14 protein-coding genes and 1 tRNA gene are annotated in these 18825 nt (G+C 47.8%); 9 read left to right on the forward strand and 6 right to left on the reverse strand.

The window, feature by feature from the left end; all coding sequences use genetic code 11:
• Positions 1 to 241: 241 nt before the first annotated feature.
• The 5 genes from IRJ16_RS03205 (at position 242) to IRJ16_RS03225 (ending at position 5447) form a co-directional block, all read left to right on the forward strand.
• Entirely contained in the window at positions 242 to 679 is a 438-nt protein-coding gene (locus IRJ16_RS03205) for a hypothetical protein (RefSeq protein ID WP_194110067.1), read from the forward strand.
• Positions 669 to 1643, forward strand: a complete 975-nt coding sequence (locus IRJ16_RS03210) for a wax synthase family protein (protein ID WP_194110068.1) — start codon at positions 669 to 671, stop codon at positions 1641 to 1643. The genes IRJ16_RS03205 and IRJ16_RS03210 overlap by 11 nt, the downstream gene beginning before the upstream one ends.
• A 41-nt stretch (positions 1644 to 1684) precedes the next feature.
• A complete protein-coding gene (locus tag IRJ16_RS03215) occupies positions 1685 to 2953 on the forward strand; it encodes an ArnT family glycosyltransferase (RefSeq protein ID WP_194110069.1) in 1269 nt (422 codons plus the stop codon).
• Between the two features lie 162 nt (positions 2954 to 3115).
• Positions 3116 to 3946: a phosphatidylinositol-specific phospholipase C/glycerophosphodiester phosphodiesterase family protein gene (locus tag IRJ16_RS03220; RefSeq protein WP_194110070.1), complete on the forward strand. Its 831-nt coding sequence runs from the start codon at positions 3116 to 3118 to the stop codon at positions 3944 to 3946.
• Positions 3947 to 4088: 142 nt separating this feature from the next.
• The gene (locus IRJ16_RS03225; RefSeq protein ID WP_194110071.1) at positions 4089 to 5447 is read left to right on the forward strand and encodes a DUF418 domain-containing protein; all 1359 of its coding nucleotides are present in this window, start codon (positions 4089 to 4091) and stop codon (positions 5445 to 5447) included.
• Here IRJ16_RS03225 and IRJ16_RS03230 read toward each other — a convergent pair.
• On the reverse strand, positions 5416 to 6846 hold the full coding sequence (locus IRJ16_RS03230) for an arabinose isomerase (RefSeq protein ID WP_194110072.1): 1431 nt from the start codon (positions 6844 to 6846) through the stop codon (positions 5416 to 5418). The two genes, IRJ16_RS03225 and IRJ16_RS03230, sit on opposite strands and share 32 nt — an antisense overlap.
• A gap of 1 nt (position 6847) precedes the next feature.
• Positions 6848 to 9868: a glycosyl hydrolase gene (locus IRJ16_RS03235; RefSeq protein ID WP_194110073.1), complete on the reverse strand. Its 3021-nt coding sequence runs from the start codon at positions 9866 to 9868 to the stop codon at positions 6848 to 6850.
• Between the two features lie 128 nt (positions 9869 to 9996).
• Here IRJ16_RS03235 and IRJ16_RS03240 point away from each other — a divergent pair, with 128 nt between their 5' ends.
• Positions 9997 to 11529 carry a family 43 glycosylhydrolase gene (locus IRJ16_RS03240; protein ID WP_194110074.1) on the forward strand — a complete coding sequence of 511 codons (1533 nt, stop codon included), beginning with the start codon at positions 9997 to 9999 and terminating at the stop codon, positions 11527 to 11529.
• A 284-nt stretch (positions 11530 to 11813) separates the two neighbouring features.
• Positions 11814 to 14468 carry a glycoside hydrolase family 2 protein gene (locus tag IRJ16_RS03245; RefSeq protein ID WP_194110075.1) on the forward strand — a complete coding sequence of 885 codons (2655 nt, stop codon included), beginning with the start codon at positions 11814 to 11816 and terminating at the stop codon, positions 14466 to 14468.
• 62 nt (positions 14469 to 14530) lie between these two features.
• On the opposite strand, the gene obgE is transcribed toward IRJ16_RS03245, so the two are convergent.
• The 4 genes from obgE to IRJ16_RS03265 form a co-directional block, all read right to left on the reverse strand.
• On the reverse strand, positions 14531 to 15529 hold the full coding sequence (gene obgE, locus IRJ16_RS03250) for a GTPase ObgE (RefSeq protein ID WP_194110076.1): 999 nt from the start codon (positions 15527 to 15529) through the stop codon (positions 14531 to 14533).
• Positions 15530 to 15638: 109 nt separating this feature from the next.
• Positions 15639 to 16211 carry an adenylate kinase gene (locus IRJ16_RS03255; protein ID WP_194110077.1) on the reverse strand — a complete coding sequence of 191 codons (573 nt, stop codon included), beginning with the start codon at positions 16209 to 16211 and terminating at the stop codon, positions 15639 to 15641.
• A 126-nt stretch (positions 16212 to 16337) separates the two neighbouring features.
• Positions 16338 to 16411 (reverse strand) — tRNA-Arg (locus IRJ16_RS03260).
• Positions 16412 to 16507: 96 nt separating this feature from the next.
• Positions 16508 to 16969, reverse strand: coding sequence for a redoxin domain-containing protein (locus IRJ16_RS03265; RefSeq protein ID WP_194110078.1), 462 nt, complete (start codon positions 16967 to 16969; stop codon positions 16508 to 16510).
• Positions 16970 to 17119: 150 nt separating this feature from the next.
• Between IRJ16_RS03265 and IRJ16_RS03270 the strand changes: the two genes are divergently transcribed.
• Together IRJ16_RS03270 and IRJ16_RS03275 are read left to right on the forward strand one after the other, a co-directional pair.
• Positions 17120 to 17809, forward strand: a complete 690-nt coding sequence (locus IRJ16_RS03270) for a class I SAM-dependent methyltransferase (protein ID WP_194110079.1) — start codon at positions 17120 to 17122, stop codon at positions 17807 to 17809.
• Between the two features lie 19 nt (positions 17810 to 17828).
• The gene (locus tag IRJ16_RS03275; RefSeq protein WP_194110080.1) at positions 17829 to 18809 is read left to right on the forward strand and encodes an NAD(P)H-quinone oxidoreductase; all 981 of its coding nucleotides are present in this window, start codon (positions 17829 to 17831) and stop codon (positions 18807 to 18809) included.
• Positions 18810 to 18825 lie beyond the last annotated feature (16 nt).

Raw genomic sequence — 18825 nt, forward strand, 5'->3', positions numbered from 1 at the left:
AGATGATCCGTAGTGCGATGTCTTGAAGTTAAAAAACGCTATCCGCCCCGTCGCCTGTGTCCCCACAGGCAACTAATATGATAAATATCAGAACCTGCGATCTGTCGTTTGTGAGGACACAAATGACAGTATCGAATAACTTTCTCCCACCCCTACTCAGAGATCATTGATCAAAAATGATTTGATAATTTAATTTTCAATAATTACTGAAAATTAAATTACTGTTTGCTACCTTTGTTGTATGATCAGCAATATCACACCTATCCAACTCATCCAATTAGCCGGCGCAGCACAGATAGCGCTGGCAATAGGCAGTTTAGCTGTCCCCAGGTTATTGAACTGGACTGCCGAATTAAGCAAAGTTTCATCCATTATCAGGCAAATGTTTTGGGTTTACGCGGCTTACATCCTGGTGATCAACCTGAGCTTTGGGACGGTGTCTGTGTTTTGCGCTGAAGAACTGGCCGACCATAGCACACTCGCCACCTTAGTAAGCGCTTTTATTGCGGTGTATTGGATAAGCCGGTTGCTCATCCAGTTCTTTGTTTTAGATAGAGCCGGCTTCCCTACCGGTACGTGGCATAAAATTGGCGAAACCGTATTGGTTAGTGTATTTGTGATCTTAAGCGCCAGCTACAGCTATATCTTCTATCTTAACCTGATCAACCATGTCAACTGAACTGATCGTTAGTCTGCTTTATTTTATGCTGATCAATATCAGCGTTACATTGCTGGGTTACGTCCTCATCAAAAAGCAACAGGTCGCGTTAAGCTGGTTACTGCTGATCGTTAGCATAGCTGGGATCTATCTGGTGATGAAAGATCAGCACCCCATTATTAAAATGTTGGGCATTATTGCCATCACTTTCACCGCTATGAAGGTGATAGCCGTTACCGAAGGTTACAAAGGCAAACCATTAACTCTTAACTTTAAACAATGGCTGGTATTTGCCGGTGGCTGGGCCGGTATGCGGGCGCAACCCTTCGAGACGCTGGGCAGCCCTGCCCTACCCGGTGCATGGAAGATGATCGGCTACGGTATCAGTAGGGTGTTCTCGGGGGCAATGCTGATCGCCCTGGCGCATATCATCCGTAGCCAGTGGGCACCTGTGGGTTTTGTGTATGCCTTGATAAGTGTGCTGTTATTGATAGGCTTTAGTTTGATACTGCATTTTGGGCTGCTTAGCATCAGCGCGGGGACTTACCGTTTACAAGGTGTAAACACCTACCTGCTGTTCCGCCAACCGGCTATGGCTACCAGCTTGACCGAATTTTGGAGCAAACGCTGGAATATCGCCTTCAGCGAGATGACCTCAGTAGCCATCTTTCGTCCCCTTAAAAACAAATTTGGCAGTGCCGGGGCTTTGATACTGGCCTTTGCATTTTCTGGCCTGCTGCACGAGCTGGCTTTGAGCGTACCCGTCAGCGCCGGTTATGGCCTGCCCATGTTATACTTTTTGTTGCATGGCGGTTTAGTTTTAACAGAAAAGGCGTTGACCGTCCGCAAGATCAAATTGCTTCAGCATCCGGTGGTAGCTCGCGTATGGATATTCTTTTGGTTGGCGGTGCCAATGCCCTTGCTCTTCCATCCGGCCTTTATCAAAGGGATACTTTGGCCATTAGCAGGACTTGCGCCTTTTTGATAAGCAAATTATCCGTACATTTATGATTGGCTAATACGAGCATGAAGAACCGCCTTTTACGCAACCCGTTTATAATTTTCTCCCCCTTCCTTGTCTATTACTGCTATTATATTTTTAAGCATAAATGGCCCAAGTTATATGGCGACGAGATACGTTATGTAGATTTTGCGCATAACCTTATCCACGGTTTTTATTCGCCCAAAATGCCCGACATTAACTTGTGGAACGGTCCGGGCTACCCGCTCATCATCACCCCTTTTATCGCGCTTAAAATACCGGTGCTGTGTGTCACCATGCTCAACGCGTTGTTCCTGTACCTTACAGTAGTGTTTTTATATAAGGCGATAAGCATTGTAGGTAACTATAAGATCGCTTTGGTGCTATGCATACTGCTCGCGCTTTATCCCAACGCGCATTCAATACTCCCTTTGCTTTATACCGAGGCCGTAACATTTATGCTGGTAGCCGGGCTGGTGTTGTCCGTCACGCTGTATTATCATAAAGACAGCACTTTTTATCTGATACTTTCCGGCTTCATACTTGGGTTTATCATCCTCACCAAGATCATTTTTGGATACGTGATCTTGATATGCCTATTGGTGGGTTTAGCGTCGCTGCTGTTTAAAGAACACCGCGATACCTTCCGCGGACCGGTCAAGATCATTGCTGTAGCGTTTTTGGTAGCAAGCCCGTATTTGGTGTACACCTATCAGTTAACGGGCAAAGTAATGTATTGGGGCAACGCAGGCGGAATGAGTTTATATTGGATGAGCACCCCTCACGCAAACGAATACGGCGACTGGAAAGCACCAAGCCTAAGCAATAGCCAATACCCGAAGGCATTCAGATCGGCCGAGGTGACCAAGATATTGAAGCAGAACCACCTGAAGGAGTTCAAGTATATCCTTAAACATAACGAGTTAGACGAGGACCGGCTTTTTAAAGAGGCCGCCATCCGTAACATCAAACAGCACCCGTTAAAATTTGCCGAGAACTATTACTACAATGTATCGCGCATGCTGTTCAACTTCCCCTACTCCTACTCCTTCCAGAACGGGGCCGTGGTGAAGAATATCCTGATCGGCTCGTTACTGTTCTGGACATCGATCTTGGCGTTGATCATCACCATCATCAATTGGCGTATGATCATCCACCCTATCCGTTTCCTGCTGTTCGTCACGGGCATTTATTTGCTGGCCAGCGGGGCGCTCAGCTCGTACCCAAGGCAGTTGGATGTGATGGTGCCGGTATTCATCTTTTGGTTCGGCTTTTTGGCCGGGAAGGTGAAAAAGCCGGAGTTGAGGTTTTGAGTTTGACGCCAAAATATGTCTCTACAGAACCGCGCCAGCTCATGACATTGCAAATACAAATTTCATATTGCGATAAATTATTCACCCAAAGTTAACAGCATCTTCATTAAAAATTCATTAGTTCTTTTTATCTTGCGTAACCTTAATTAAAGAACTGATCTTATGCTGTTTAGGACCTCGTGCCCAAAAGTGTTCGGCCTTCTATTGGCTTTATTATGCTGCAAAATTTGCCTGGCGCAACACCCGCCCCTTAGCAACGCCTTCGCCCATAATGATTATCAGCACAAACGCCCCCTGTTCGAAGCGATAAGCAATGGCTACACCAGTATCGAGGCCGACGTTCACCTTTATAAGAGCAGGCTTATCATCACTCATATTCTGCCTATTTTACACCACAAACGCACCCTGGAGGGTTTGTACCTGCAACCACTGGCAGAACATATCCAACAGAACGACGGCGAGGTATATCGCGGTTACGAGAAACCGATCACACTGATGATCGACATTAAATCAGACCCCAACAAAACTTACGAATTACTTAAACCGATGCTGGAGAAATACCGCGAGTTTTTCTGCGGATACCAAAACGGTGTTTTTCAGGACGGGCCGGTACGCATCGTACTGTCAGGCAACAAACCGTACGATGCCCTGCGTAACGACCCTGACCGTTTGGCCTTTATTGACGAGGATCTGCGCAAGGTAGGCCGCGATACCACCACCAACCTGTTCGCTATGGCCAGCTGCAAATTCTCTAATTTGTTAAAATGGAAAGGCAAAGGCCAGCTATCCCAAAAAGACCGCGACCGCCTGTCGGCCTATTGCGATGAGGCCCATAAAGCCGGCGCAAAAGTGCGCTTATGGAGCACCCCCGATAACCAAAAAGTTTGGAAAGAATTGCTGCAATGCGGCGTGGATCTGATCAACACCGATAGACTTGCCCGCCTGCGCGATTTTTTGGTAAAGGATGGCAGGGCGATGGTGTTGGAAGATTAAGCAGATCGGCGACATTTCGTAATTTAAAACGTCATAGTTCTTTTCGGCGCTGTAACTATTTAACATTCAAAAGTTAATGTGTGTTAAACCCGCGATCTGATCATAGTTTTAAAGTATATTAGGGGCATACCTTTTTGCCTCTATGTCCGCCGAAACAACTCTTAAAGCCGCTCCCGTAGCGCAAGCCGACCGTATTACCGCTGTAGACACCTTGCGTGGCGTAGCCCTGCTGGGTATCCTGATGATGAATATCCCCTATTTTGCCTTACCCGAGCGTTTTTCTGACGCCTATCATGGCAACATGCAAAGCCCAAATTTTTGGACCGAAGCCGTTATAGATGTGCTGTTCGAAGGCAAGATGCGGGCCTTGTTCTCGATGATATTCGGCGCTGGGATATTGCTCTTTACCAAGCGTAAAGAAGAGGCAGGCTTTTCCTTTAAAGCATTGTTTTTTAGCCGCATGGGCTGGATGGTGATCTTTGGTTTGATACACGCGCATGTGTTGTTGTGGATCGGTGATATATTATACATCTATGGGATGATCGGTATGCTGGCCTTCCTGTTCCGCAAAATGAAGCCAAAGTATTTGGTTTGGGGCGTGCCTATTGTGGCCATTTTTGGCTTTGTGACCGGTACGATATTTTATCAGCATATCCGTTCACAACGTTTCGAATACAACGCTGCAATAGCTGTCCAAAAACAAGATAAAACCTTGAACGCCGAACAAAAGAAAGCGATCACAGCCTGGAAAGAGGTGGAGAAAGAATTTTTGCCTAATAAAGCCGAGATCGCTCAACACACTGCCTCCATGAAAGGGAACTATGCCTCTGTAGGCGCATACATTCGCCCTTTGGCTTGGGACGGACAGACCAAGTATCTGTTCTTTAGCATAGGCGACGTGTTGGCCCTGATGCTACTGGGAATGGCGATGTATAAATGGAAATTTTTCACCGGCGGGTGGACCACCAAACAATACCGCCTCACCGCGCTCGTCGGCTATGGCGTTGGCTTACCGTTGGTAATTTGGAATTTTATCCATGACATGCACGAACCTGTAGGCAGCGCCGCTATGATCAATTATTTGGAAACCCACAACATGGATTGGTGGGGATTGATCTATCCTTTCCAACGGATGTTGTTGGTGATGGCACATTCGGCTGTTATCCTGCTTATTTTGCGCGCATCTATATGGAAAGGACTGACCGACCGTTTGGCCGCCGTTGGGCAAATGGCGTTCACCAATTACATTATGCAAACGGTTTTCTGTACGCTGATCTTTTTCGGCTACGGGTTAAATTACTTTGCCGAGTTGCAATACTATCAACTGTATTACATTGTTGCAGCGATATGGATCATCCAGCTGATCGTTAGTCCGATCTGGTTAAAATACTACCAATTCGGCCCGCTGGAATGGCTATGGCGAACGCTTACCTACCGCCGGGCACAACCTATGCGCCGCGAGCAGAAGGTCAGCACACCTGCACCAGATCCAGCCCTATAATAGCGGCCAGTTTATGTAGTTTGGATGCAATATGCCCTACCCCTACCGCGCAGTGGTGAGCGGGGCCGTGGCTATTCCAGTCTGTCACAAATTCGCGGGCGCCTATGGCAAAACGATAGCGGCTATTGGTATTACCGATCTGCAATATCGGCCCGGGAACGGATTCGCCTTCGGCTACCAATAGCATTAGCCACCCTTTGCCATCTTCCACTACAGATAAGCAAGTGACCGGGCCGTGTTTTACAGCCATTTCAACAGACAGCCCACTACCTACTTTACCATGGTAAACTTTTAGTGGTTTTACTTTGATCTTGCCTTCGGCGATGGCGATATGGCCGGGGCCATCGTGGCCCATCAGCACCACGTCGTCGGTGTAGTCCATGGCGTAGTATTCGGTAAAGGAGCCTCCTGCGCCAAAACTATCCATGATCTTCATGGCCTGGGCATTCTTGATCTCGTACTCGCCCGCTACGGGAACATTCTTGGCCGTAAGCAACGAGTTGCCTAAGATGACCGAACTCATCGTATCCTCATTACCTGCGCTACCGGTCCCTTTGTGATAATAAGCGAACGAACCCAGTTTATACTTAGCCACGATCTGGTCTAAAGCTACCGAGGTACGTGCCGCGCGAATGAGTTCCTCTTGCGAGCAATCATCCTGCACATCAAAAAGCATGTTAAATTCTGCTACCCTTTTGTCGATATCCGCTTGCTCTACCTGCTCCTTAACCGCCGTCAGCTCATCCACCTCGATATGCTCAAAATGCCCGCCGAAGTATTTGGCCTGCAGCGTTAGGTCAGTATAGATATCCATCATACCCGAATAGTAGCTGCCCATACAGCCCATACGGTTATAGCGCATCACATTGGCTACGTTGGCTGCCTCTATCCATTCCTGTATTTCGGTCAGGCTTTCGGGGTCGTTATCTAATATACCCGTCACCTGGTGGAACTTGATGCCGGTACGCTTGAACACATTCGCTATCTCGGGCACCGGGCAAGCCGAGCAGTATTTTAACCACTCGCCCGTCATTTGGGTACGGTCGCCCAGATTATTGAAGGTTTCGTAATCGATAGCGGCCTCCGGCGATAAATTCAGGATGATGACCGGCACATTCGCCCGTTGCACCACAGGCAATACTGTCGATGATAAAGCATACGTCCCTACATATAAAAAGATGATGCCCACATCCTGCTGGCGGAACAGTTTGCCAGTTTCGAACGCTTTATCGACAGTATCCACCAGTCCGGCATTAACTATCGTTACCGGATATGCATCAAACTTGGCGCTCAGCCTGTCCAAGTAACTTTCCAGCGTCGTTTTCAATCCATCGAATTGATCCCAATAAACATTCAGCCCAATGCCGAACAGCCCAATCTTTAAACCACTATCTATCATATCAATTCTCTTGTTTAATGGTGACCGGCCCTATCAACCCCGACTTTAACAGCGGCGAGTCTTTGTTATAAAATTTATAAGTAGAAAAAGTAACCCGCTTGGTCGGTCGCGGTTTGCCCTGCAAAACCCAATCGGGCAAACGGCCATTCTTGATGCCGTCATCGGGCAGGCGTTCGTCGCCGATAAGGCGGTTAGGCCAAAGGTTAACTACCTCTATCTCCAATTCGTTATGTTCTTTCAGGGTGGCTTTATTCAGATCGATGGTCCAAGGAGCGGCCCACAAGATGCCGTGATCTTTGCCGTTCAGTTTTACGCGGGCTAAATTATAAACTTCGCCCAAGTCGATGCTGATCTTGGCTTTTTTAGCCAAAGTAGCTTTATCCAGATCAAAGCTTTTGCGATAGACCGCTGTACCCGAATAGTATTTTACACCCTCCTCGGCAACGGTAGTCCAGTCTTTCAGATCATCAAAAACAAAGCTCTTCGGTCCACCCCATTTAGGATCGAAGGATGCCTGCCATGATCCTGCTAGCGATACCACCGTTCTCTGATCCGGGAAATTCTTTGCATTCGCCGATGCCGGCAACGGCGTTTTGTCGAACACAATAAAAAAACTTTGATAAGGCTCCAATTTCAACGGCACTTTGGTAAGCTGTCCGTTGGCACTAAATTCAGGCAATGCCCTCGCCTCCCCTGTAATGGCATTCCATAACTGTGGTCTGCCTGCCCGGCTGCGGAAGCTACCGATAGTGTCCACAACACTTGCGGTCCTGTTCGACACAAAGTAAACATCGCTGCCATTCACCCGGCGATGGGTGTATCTTATCGAACCATCGGCAGTAAAGTCCTGCGAGATATTCATTGACTTCAGGATAGCTGCAGTCAGATCATATTCAGGATATAATGTATTGATCTGTTTAGACAACTCGCCGCCCCAGATCACTTTGCCCTTGCCGTAGGCATGTGTAGTTTGCGTTGCAGGCACGGTCAAGTCTCCCCATATCGTTTGTGCCAATACGGTCAGTTGCGCGTCGCAAGCCGGATAATCAGTCAGTGATGGCGATTTGCTCGGCGGTGCACCCACTACGGTCGCACCGGCGGCTATTAGTGTAGATATTTTTTTCAATAAAGCCGGTGTCATCGTCGGCACGGCAGGCAGTACCAATATACGGTAACTTGCCCCGCCGGGGAACACGATCTTTCCATCTTTCACGCTTGCTTTATAAAGCTGCCCGGGAGCGCATCCGTCAAAATTATAACCTTTACGATCCGGCAGCACCACATCCCCGTTCATGGCCGATGACGGCGGGCGGAACACATGCGGCGAACCTTCGGGGGTTAGATAAAGGATATCGGCCACAGTATTGCCTTGCTGCAACATATAGCAGCTGCGCGATATATAATCGTGATAGCCATGCGCCATTGGCCACCAAGTTTGGTTGCGGTCCCAGTGTACACCGTATGGCCCCATGGTTGCGCCCGGTCTCAGGCTATCGGGCAGGAACTGGTTTTGAAAAGTATGATAAACAAAGCGGTTGATACCGGTAGCAAAAGCCCAATCGCCCTGGTTTTTCATATTGCCGGGATATTGTTTCCAGCCCTCGTTATCCTGCGCGGTAAAAGCCTCGGCAGGGATGAGTGACACGCCATTCACGTGGCCGATGGACGTAGCCTCGATACAACTGAACGAGGAATTAAAGCCCAAACCTTTGCTCCAAAACTCGGCCATGGGTACATCAGCCGTCGCGCCTAATTCCAGATCGGCGGTCGGATTCATATCATATGGTTCTATGGATAATTTCATACCCATTTTATGGGCGTAGTTCTTTACGGCAACGGCGTGATTCTGTAAAACCAGTTGCTGGGCAGTCTGTCGTAGGTCCCATAGAAAACGTTCGCTGATCTCGGTATTATCAACCACATCGCCTGCGTAGACCGGATAATAAGGCAGCGGGTCGTAACCACGACGTGCTTTGAACTCCTCGCGGAAACGGCCTGTCCAGTTTTGCGCGCCCATCTCCCAACTGTCCATGTGCAGCATCTTTAAGCCGCCTGCATCCTTAGGGTTCGGGATGCCCGTCTTTTTAAGCAATCGGCCTACATAGTTATCCAAATGCGAGTTAAGCGCGACGGTATCCATTTTATCCGCCTCGAAACCCAATCCAGGATACGGTGCCGGGCGAGTGATCGCGCCATTGTTGCGCTTGCCTAAGCGCATAATTGTCCAATTGCCAGCTGGTGCGGTCCAGTTCAGTTTGCCATCCGGCGATAATTTATTGGTCAGATCGATGACCTTAGACCGATCGATCGCTGCCCCCGATGTTACGGTTGCATGGTCGGCTACGTACGGTAAAAATTGTTTAACACCCGGTGCAGATGAATAGGGTGCCCGGGTAAATAACGCCTTCTCGTCTATATCGATTATTTTAGCTTGCGTAGCGGTCGGCGTTGGATAAGCCAGTACGGCTACATCCTCGTAATAGTCGTTCCATTGTTTTTTTAATTCGGGAGTAAATGCACCCTCTCCAAAGAACGGGTTTTTAGGTTTGGGGATGGGAAGGTTGAGGTTAGCCGCTCCGCCCTCCACCTTGACCGTACTACTCACCAAATGTAACATCGACTGTGATGCAGGTACCCATGGCCCGCCGCTCCCGGTCCATCCCGGACCGATACCCAACGTGATCGCTATACCCAATCGCTTAGCCTCCTTCACCGCATGGGCAAACAGATCCTGCCATTGCAGACTCAAAAAATCAACCTGACCGCGTGGTATGCCGACGTTCACTTCCAAAAACACCAAGTTAGCGATGCCTGCTTTTTTCATCGATTCCAGGTCGGCCGTCATGGAGCGGGCATTCATATTGCCGTCCATAAAGTACCAATATACGCCCGGCTTTGCCGAATCGGGCGGGCGTACGAAACCAGCCTTCAGCTTGCTGACCTGCGCTTGGGTGATGTCAGCGGTGCATATCCCCCACAAAGCGCCAATCAGGCATAGATATTTTAAATGACGTTTTTTCATTTGCAGACATTTAGGCGAACGGCAGCAAGCGCGGTCCTGATAATTGGTATCCCGCAATATACATCTTAATATATTTCTTTACTTTTATTGCCATCCCTATCTGTCCCCATCAAACCTGAGAGAGAAATATGTTATTGAAAAAACTATCCGCTTTAGCTATCATCGGCGCCTGCATCCTGTCAGCCAATTCATCGCTTGCCCAAAAAGGTAAAACCCGGCCGACGGCTACCGTGACCAACTTGGATAAAGACGGCAGACAGATCACCCGTTTTAATACCGTCGGCGACGCGGTTGACGCGCACGACGGCGAAATAGCCCTCTTTAACGGCGTATATTACCTGTACGGCACCAGCTACGATTGCGGCTTTGAATGGCAGAACAAGAACGCGGCTTTTTGCGGATTTAAAACTTATTCATCCACAGATATGGTGACCTGGAAGGACGAAGGTTTCCTTTTCGACGCGCAAACGCCTGTTTGGCAAAAGCGCTGCAACGGTAATACCTATGGTTGTTTTCGTCCCCACGTAGTTTTTAATAATAAGACCAACCTGTATGTGCTTTGGGTGAATGTGTACGACAATGTTTCGGGCTACCGCGTTTTCACCGCCACCAAGCCGACAGGCCCGTTCACCGAGGTGGCCGAACCAAAATTGACCGTGAACGCCGCCGCACCGGCCGGTGCATTGAACAACGGCGACCATGATACTTTTATCGATGACGACGGCACGGCCTACCTGGCCTTTACCGACTGGCGTTCAGGCGGTGCTATCGTGATCGAAAAGCTATCTGCCGATTACCTGACCGGCACCGGCGAGGTGTCGCAAAAAGTGACCGCCACCCGCACCGAAGCGCCGGGCATGTTCAAACGTAACGGCATTTATTACGTAGTTTATTCGGATCCTAACTGCGGTTACTGCGCGGGGACAGGTGCCTCCTACAAAACGGCGACCTCTCCCCTTGGCCCTTGGAGCGAGGGTAAAAAGATCAGCGATAATTCTTGCGGAGGCCAGCCATCATTTGTATCGACCTTAAAATTAGGTTCAGGAACGGTATTCCTTTTTGGCAGCGACCTGTGGAATAACGCGGCTAAGAATGAGGCTTTAGCCAATTACTACTGGGCTCCTTTAAGGTTTAACGATGATGGTTCTATCATCCCGATGGATTGTAATACGCCATTCAAGATAAGTACAGCTAACAACAAACCTGCAGCGTATAAACCTGTGGATGGCTACCTTACCCATGCCGATATTAGTAAGAGTATAACGCGTTCGCAATCATTCACGGCTACTGCGTCGGGTAATTTAAATATCACCCTAACCACTTTGCAAACGGGCTATCCTAATGCCGACCTGCAAGTTTCGATATTTAAGGCTGATAAAGAAGGCTTGCCTACCGGTAATGCCTTGGCTACGGCTGAGATCGCGAATAAGTCTATCGGCTGGTCAGCTAAGCAATTTAAGGTCCAACCGAAATTGAAGGTGGTTAAAGGGCAAGCCTATAGTATGGTATTGAGCACCGCATCTACTACTGGCGCTTACGGTTTTGCTTACCGCGATATTGGAAAGATAGATGGCGTAGAGGCTTATAGTAAAGATGGGGGTGAGAGTTACACCGTTGAGAAGGGCAGGACGATGAGGTTTAGCGTCGCCGTCAGCAAATAGCGAAGGGTCTTGTAGCGATCAGGAGGCACCTACGGAGCCTTTCCTTTCTTGCTCGTCAGTTACTATTAACACGTGATCCCGCCGGGATCGTTTTAAAGGAATTCATGACGCTTGTATTATCAACCGGTATGCCGACCGCAGAGCGGTCACGTGTTAGTAGGACGAACCATCGAATACAGAAAGGCTCCGGCGGAGCCACGTGTCACAGCGACCTTTCGGCAACTATATAAAATATTTCACTTTTACTTAAATCGATTTAGCAAAATCATTATCTTGCGGGCACTATGAAAATTTTTGCCCGCCTGCTTATTGCGATCATTGCATTATGTATTAATAATTTGTCTGCCGATGCGCAGAGCGCTTTACCTGCTCTAAAATGGCAGTTAGCGGCACAAAGCGATGTCAAGGAACAACCTTTGCAGGTTTCTATGCCGGGTTTTAATCTGCCGAACGCAGTAAACGCGATCGTACCAGGGACCGTTTTTTACTCTTACGTTAAAGCCGGTAAAGAGCAAGACCCCGACTACGCCGAAAACATTTACAAGGTTGACGCGGCCAAATACAATAAACCATTTTGGTATCGTACCGAATTCGTTACCCCTACCCTTTCCAACGACAAACGCATTTGGCTCAATTTTGACGGCATTAACAAACGCGGCAAAGTTTACCTGAACGGCAAGCACATTGGTACGGTCAACGGCCTCGCCGATAAACGTAAGTATGATATCACCGGCATCTTAAATAAAGGGAAGACAAATGCGCTGGCGGTGCTTGTCTTCACGCCAAATACTACCCACGGACTGGCTAATCGCGAAGCGCCTACTTACCTAAGCAGCGGCAGTTGGGATTGGATGCCGGCCGTGCCGGGATTGAATAGCGGTTTGACAGACAAGGTTTATCTGACCACGAGTGGCCCTGTGACTATTGACGCGCCGTGGGTGAAAGTAGATCTGCCTAATAAAGATCTTGCTGAATTGAACGTGAACGTCGCGCTTAACAACGCGTCGGACCAAGCGGTTACCGGCCGCGTTAAATTTGTGATCAATCCGGGCAATATCGTGGTGACCGGGCCTGTAATAACGCTTAAAGCTAATAGCGAGCAGAGCGTTAAATATACTAAAGCCGACTTTGCACAACTTGCTATCAAAAACCCTAAGCTTTGGTGGCCCAATGGTTACGGCGGCAAGGCTGATGGAACGCAGCATCTATATAATTGCTCGGCGAGTTTTGTGGTGGGTAATGCCGATTCAGAGACCGTGAGCAAGGTATTCGGTATCCGTAAAGTGACTTCTGACACGACCGCGGTCAATGGGCCGCTGCGTTTGTATGTGAACGACGTGCCCATCTTGTTGAAAGGTGGCAACTGGGGCATGAGCGATTACATGTTGAAGGTGCGCGAAAATGATTATGACGCCCGCATTAAGTTCCACCGCGAGATGAATTTCAACATGATCCGCAACTGGACCGGCGAAGTTACCGATGAAGCTTTTTACGACTACTGCGACAAGTACGGTATTATGGTTTGGGACGATTTTTGGCTCAACAACTTTGGGCCGATAGATAGCTTGGGCGTTTTCAAGATCAATGCCATTGCCAAGGTGAAGAAACTGCGTAACCACCCCAGCATTACCGTTTGGTGCGGCGCCAATGAGGGCCTGCCGCAAGGCAGCCCGACCAGTCCGCTGAGTTTAGTGATAAAGGATGCGATCCGCGAAAATGATGGCGACGATAAACTATATATCGACCGCTCTAACGCGGGGCCGACCAATCCTAATTTCTCTATCCATGGCGGCAGCAAAATGCTGTCGGGGAGCGGCAACTGGAGCAATACGGATCCTAAAACCTATTTCACCGACCCTAAGAATGGCTATCTGTTCTCTAAAGACAGCTACGGCCTGCGCAGCGAATTAGGCGCGGCAGCTTTTGTAAATATCGAGAGCTTTAAAAAATTTATGCCTAAGGAAAACTGGGTAGCCCCTACACAAAAGGATGTGGAGAGCAAGACCAATATGTGGGCACGCCATTACTTTAGCACTGATGGCGCCTTAGGCGGCGGTTCGGAACCTGTAAAGTATATCAATTTCATTAACAAAAGTTACGGCGCGGCTACCTCAATAGAAGACTTTTGCAAAAAGGCACAACTGCAGAACGTAGAGACCACCAAGGCCATGTTCGAGGCCTGGAACGACCATATGTGGAAAGATGCTACCGGCCTGCTGATGTGGATGAGCCAATCGGCCTATCCAAGTATGATCTGGCAAACTTATGATTATTACTACGACCTGACGGGTGCCTATTTCGGTGCTAAAACCGCTTGCGAACCTGTCCATATTCAATGGAACGCGGCAAACAATTCGGTAAAGGTGATCAACAATAAAGCCTACGCTATCAAAGGGTTGACCGCCGAAGCTGTGGTTTACAACACGGATGGCAAACCTGCGGCAGGTTACAGCCAAAGTAAAAAATTGGATGTCACACCATCATCAGCTACCGAAGCATTTGTGGCGTTTGAAGGTAAAGGTGACCGAAGCAATTTGTCAGATGTCCATTTCCTGAAATTGAAATTAAAGGATGCTGTTGGAAAGACCATCTCCGAGAACTTCTACTGGATGGGTAAAAACTATCTGGACTATACAGCACTGAACAAATTACCGTCCGTAGGGAAAGACCTGTCGGTGAGTGCGCCAAGGGTCACCGTTGCTATCGACGGGGCAAGTAAGGTATTGAACTACGTGATCAGCAACCGCTCCAATAAAACAGCGGCGTTTGGTATCCGTGCACAGTTATTAGATAACAAGGGCGAGCAGATCCTGCCGGCATTTATCAGCGATAGCTATTTTTCGCTGATGCAGGGCGAGGTAAAGACCGTCACCGTTGAAGTAGACGCGAAAATGTTGATCAAGGGATATAAGTTGGATGTGAAGGCTTATAATGAGTAATAAAGATCATCCATAAATTTCTGTCCTTCGGACTTTCCGACTTCCCGTCTTCCGGACCTTACTTACTTATTGATCGCCTGCCAAACCATATCCTTCAACTCGGTGATTCCTTTTTGTGCAACCGAAGAGATGAATACAGACGGGATATCTGTGGGCACTTGAGCTTTCATTTCGGCTTGCAGTTCATCATCTAACAGGTCGCCTTTGGTAACGGCTAATACACGTGGTTTGTGCATCAGTTCGGGATTATATTGTTCCAGTTCATTCAATAGGATATCGTATTCCTCTTTGATGCTGCGGTTAGTATCGGCTGGTACCATGAATAATAACACCGAGTTACGCTCGATGTGGCGCAAGAAACGGATACCTAAACCCTTACCTTGCGATGCACCTTCGATAATACCAGGAATATCTGCCATTACAAATGAGCGGTTATCACGGTAGGATACGATACCCAAGTTAGGCACCAGGGTGGTGAACGCATAATCGGCTATCTCGGGCTTGGCCGCTGATAATACCGATAGCAAGGTAGATTTACCGGCATTAGGGAAACCTACCAAACCAACGTCGGCCAGTAATTTCAGCTCCAGGATGTTCCATTTTTCGAGGCCCGGCTCGCCTGGTTGAGCAAAACGCGGGGTTTGATTGGTTGCCGATTTAAAATGCGCGTTACCCTGGCCTCCCCTGCCACCACTGGTCAGGATGCGGGTCTCGCCGTCCGTAGTTATCTCGAATAAGACCTCGTCGGTCTCGGCATCTTTGCAAATAGTACCCAGCGGAACCTCTAATATCTCGTCGCGCCCGGTCTTACCGCTACTGTGGCTACTCCCGCCCGCATCACCTTCGCCGGCGATAACGTGTTTACGGAATTTCAGGTGCAGCAAGGTCCACAATTGTGCGTTACCTTTCACAATAACATGCCCGCCTCTGCCACCGTCACCACCGTCGGGGCCGCCCATTGAGGTGTGCTTATCGCGATGCAAATGCGCCGAACCTGCACCACCCTTACCTGAACGGCAGCATATCTTTACGTAATCGACAAAGTTTGAACCTTGAGACATATGTTTCTTTTTTTGAGTAAGAAAGCCAGTAAAGACGGAAAGTCCGAAAGACAGAAGTTAAACCTTCTACTTTTCGGACTTTCGGTCTCTCCGACTTCCGGATCATTCCTTAATATGCAGCAATAACGTTAACAATAGCGCCGAATATCTCGTCGATAGTGCCTATACCATTAATGCTGGTGAACTTATTTTGTTTCTTATAAAAATCAGCTACGGGAGCTGTTTTAGTATTGTATTCAACTATGCGTTTGCGGATAACTTCGGGATTAGCATCATCCGGGCGACCAGAGTCTTTACCTCTCAGCAGTAAACGGGTCTCTAACTCACCATCGCTAACTTCTAAAGCGATCATGCCTGATATGCTTTCACTTTTAGAGGTAAGTAGCTGATCCAAAGCTTCGGCCTGAGCTACCGTACGCGGGAAACCGTCGAAAATAAAGCCTTTAGCTTCTTTGTTGGCATCCAGTTTATTGCTGATCATGCCGATAACTACTTCATCAGGTACCAGTTTACCATCGTCCATCAGCTTTTTAGCTTCTAAACCTAAGGTAGTACCCTGTGCAATTTCGCCACGCAGCAAGTCGCCGGTCGATAAGTGTATCAAACCGTATTTTTCAATAAGTTTTTGAGATTGTGTACCCTTACCAGCCCCGGGAGGACCAAATAATACTAAGTTCAGCATCCTTGTGTTAAAGTTAAAAGCCTTTCGGTATTGTTATACAGAAAGGCTCAGTGGATCTTTTGTCGGAAGTAAAAGTCTTTATGGCTTTTAAACCTTAGGACCAATAACTGTAGACTTGTATTTTTGTGCACTTGTAGGGATTCGAACCCCAAACCTTCTCATCCGTAGTGAGATGCTCTATCCAATTGAGCTACAAATGCATTTCCCAATAAAGTGATATCGTTAAGACATTTCCTTTTGTTAAGGGACTGCAAAGATAGGAATGATGATCTATTTTCCTAAATATTTTTTCAAATTTATTTCACTTTCTCGGCTATGGCTTGAAAATCAGGCAGATCTTTTGCGTTCTCCAATACCTCTGCATAGACGATGTTATGCTCTTCGTCCAAAACAAAAGCGGCACGTTTGGATACACCTTTCAATCCCAATACAAAATCTGCATATAGCGCGCCATAGGCTGCGGATACTTCTTTATTAAAATCGGACAGTAGCGGGAACTGATAGTTTTGCTCAGCCTTGAACTTAGCCAGCGTGAACGGCGAATCCACCGATATAGCTAAGACCTGGGCATTCAAACCATCATAATATCCAAAGCTATCGCGCATGGTACAAAGTTGGGTCGTACAGACGCCAGTGAAGGCTAACGGAAAGAAATGCAATACTACCTTTTTGCCTTTGAAGTTGGATAAAGATACCGGTTTAGTTTCGTCGGATATTAAAGTGAATTGCGGCGCTTGTTGACCTATTTGTAAACTCATGATGCGGATGTAAATATATTGGGCAAATTAAAAGAAATAGATCGGTAAAGTGCAGATCGGTCTACGGTTTTTGTTACATGTAATTGGACCGGTGGCTATCTGATAAACTTATTTATATTTACCGGTATAAAAAAACCTCATCAAGCACCAATGGTCAACTTTGCCCAGATAGATAAAAAATACAAAGAGGCCGTAGCCAGCCCGAGTGACATTAACAGACTGTTGCCGCATTTATTTCATTTTGCTAAAAAGTGCAAGCATATTACTGAGATGGGGGTGCGCCGCCCAACATCAACCTATGCATTCTTAGCCGCCAAACCCGATCTTTTGGTAAGCTACGATATAGACCGATCCACAGGCGTTGATACGGTAGAAGAGTTAGCGCCCGGTATCTTTAAGTTTATACTGGGCAACACCTTGGAGGTGGAGATAGACGAGACCGATTTTTTATTTATTGACACCTACCATACCGCTACGCAATTAGAGCACGAACTGGCCTTGCATCAAAATAAGGTTAGGCGTTATTTGGGCTTCCACGATACTTTATCTTTTTGGGAGCATGGCGAACCTCCATATGGCGGTATGCCTAAAACCATGGCTTGCGGTCGCGGTTTAAAACATGCTATTTTACCTTTGCTAAAAAGCAGCCAATGGCGGATAGCCTTTATGACCGATAAGAACAACGGCCTGTTGATACTTGAACGGAAAGAAGATGGTAACCAACAACAAGCGATCGATCATCTTAAATACAGCCTGTACCTGAACACCAAAAAGATAAGACGCATAGGGATAGACCTTAGGCGGGCTTATTTACAAGTAAAATGGCGCAATAAGCAATAATAACCATCAGGCTACAATTATGAAGGCCGTTATTATAACCCAACCCGGTGGACCGGAGGTTTTGCAATTAGCTGACCGGCCGGTATCGAACCTTCGGCCAGGCGAGGTACTTATTAAAGTAGCAGCGGCAGGCATTAACCGCCCCGATGTAGCGCAGCGCAAGGGCCACTACCCTCCCCCGCCAAATGCTCCGCAAGACATCCCGGGATTAGAAATAGCCGGAACTATTGAGGCTGTTGGAGATGATGTTGAACGATGGAAAATAGGTGAACAGGTTTGCGCCCTCGTAAGTGGTGGCGGTTATGCCCAATACTGCACCGCGCCCGCCGTACAATGTTTGCCGATACCTGCGGGACTATCCTTAATAGAAGCTGCATCATTACCCGAGACATTCTTTACCGTGTGGAGCAACGTTTTTGACCGCGCCAAATTACACCCCGGCGAAAGCATCCTGATCCATGGCGGAAGCAGCGGCATAGGCGTTACGGCTATACAAATGGCCAAAGCTTTAGGCAGCAAAGTTTACGTTACAGCAAAATCGGCCGAGAAATGCCGTTTTTGCGAGGAACTTGGCGCTGATCTGGCTATCGATTACCGCGAACAGAATTTTGCTGATGAAATAGCGAAAGCTACCGACGGCAAAGGCATTGACGTAATTTTAGATATGATAGGCGGCGATTACACTCCCCTAAATTTAAAAAGCTTAGCAGATGATGGCAGGCTGGTGCTGATCAATACCATGAAGGGTAAGGATGTTCAGTTAGACCTATCGCTGATCATGCGGAAACGGTTGACCATCACCGGCTCTACATTGCGTAACCGGGATGCGGCGTTCAAATCTGTCATCGCGCAAAATTTAGAGCAGCACGTTTGGCCCCTGATATCGTCTGGGATCATCAAACCGGTGATCTACAGCGTTTTTGATGCCGCCGATGTACGCAAAGCCCACCAATTAATGGAGAGCAGCGAACACATCGGCAAGATCGTACTGAAGTTTTAAGATCGTTAAAGTTTTC

Origin of the sequence: Mucilaginibacter myungsuensis, from assembly GCF_015222005.1 — a bacterium.
Lineage (GTDB): Bacteria > Bacteroidota > Bacteroidia > Sphingobacteriales > Sphingobacteriaceae > Mucilaginibacter > Mucilaginibacter myungsuensis.

Bases quoted from the DNA above. Each gene is read 5' to 3' on its own strand.
- IRJ16_RS03205 (WP_194110067.1), top strand. From the start codon at position 242: ATGATCAGCAATATCACACCTATCCAACTCATCCAATTAGCCGGCGCA.
- IRJ16_RS03210 (WP_194110068.1), top strand. From the start codon at position 669: ATGTCAACTGAACTGATCGTTAGTCTGCTTTATTTTATGCTGATCAAT.
- IRJ16_RS03215 (WP_194110069.1), top strand. From the start codon at position 1,685: ATGAAGAACCGCCTTTTACGCAACCCGTTTATAATTTTCTCCCCCTTC.
- IRJ16_RS03220 (WP_194110070.1), top strand. From the start codon at position 3,116: ATGCTGTTTAGGACCTCGTGCCCAAAAGTGTTCGGCCTTCTATTGGCT.
- IRJ16_RS03225 (WP_194110071.1), top strand. From the start codon at position 4,089: ATGTCCGCCGAAACAACTCTTAAAGCCGCTCCCGTAGCGCAAGCCGAC.
- IRJ16_RS03230 (WP_194110072.1), bottom strand. From the start codon at position 6,846: ATGATAGATAGTGGTTTAAAGATTGGGCTGTTCGGCATTGGGCTGAAT.
- IRJ16_RS03235 (WP_194110073.1), bottom strand. From the start codon at position 9,868: ATGAAAAAACGTCATTTAAAATATCTATGCCTGATTGGCGCTTTGTGG.
- IRJ16_RS03240 (WP_194110074.1), top strand. From the start codon at position 9,997: ATGTTATTGAAAAAACTATCCGCTTTAGCTATCATCGGCGCCTGCATC.
- IRJ16_RS03245 (WP_194110075.1), top strand. From the start codon at position 11,814: ATGAAAATTTTTGCCCGCCTGCTTATTGCGATCATTGCATTATGTATT.
- obgE (WP_194110076.1), bottom strand. From the start codon at position 15,529: ATGTCTCAAGGTTCAAACTTTGTCGATTACGTAAAGATATGCTGCCGT.
- IRJ16_RS03255 (WP_194110077.1), bottom strand. From the start codon at position 16,211: ATGCTGAACTTAGTATTATTTGGTCCTCCCGGGGCTGGTAAGGGTACA.
- IRJ16_RS03265 (WP_194110078.1), bottom strand. From the start codon at position 16,969: ATGAGTTTACAAATAGGTCAACAAGCGCCGCAATTCACTTTAATATCC.
- IRJ16_RS03270 (WP_194110079.1), top strand. From the start codon at position 17,120: ATGGTCAACTTTGCCCAGATAGATAAAAAATACAAAGAGGCCGTAGCC.
- IRJ16_RS03275 (WP_194110080.1), top strand. From the start codon at position 17,829: ATGAAGGCCGTTATTATAACCCAACCCGGTGGACCGGAGGTTTTGCAA.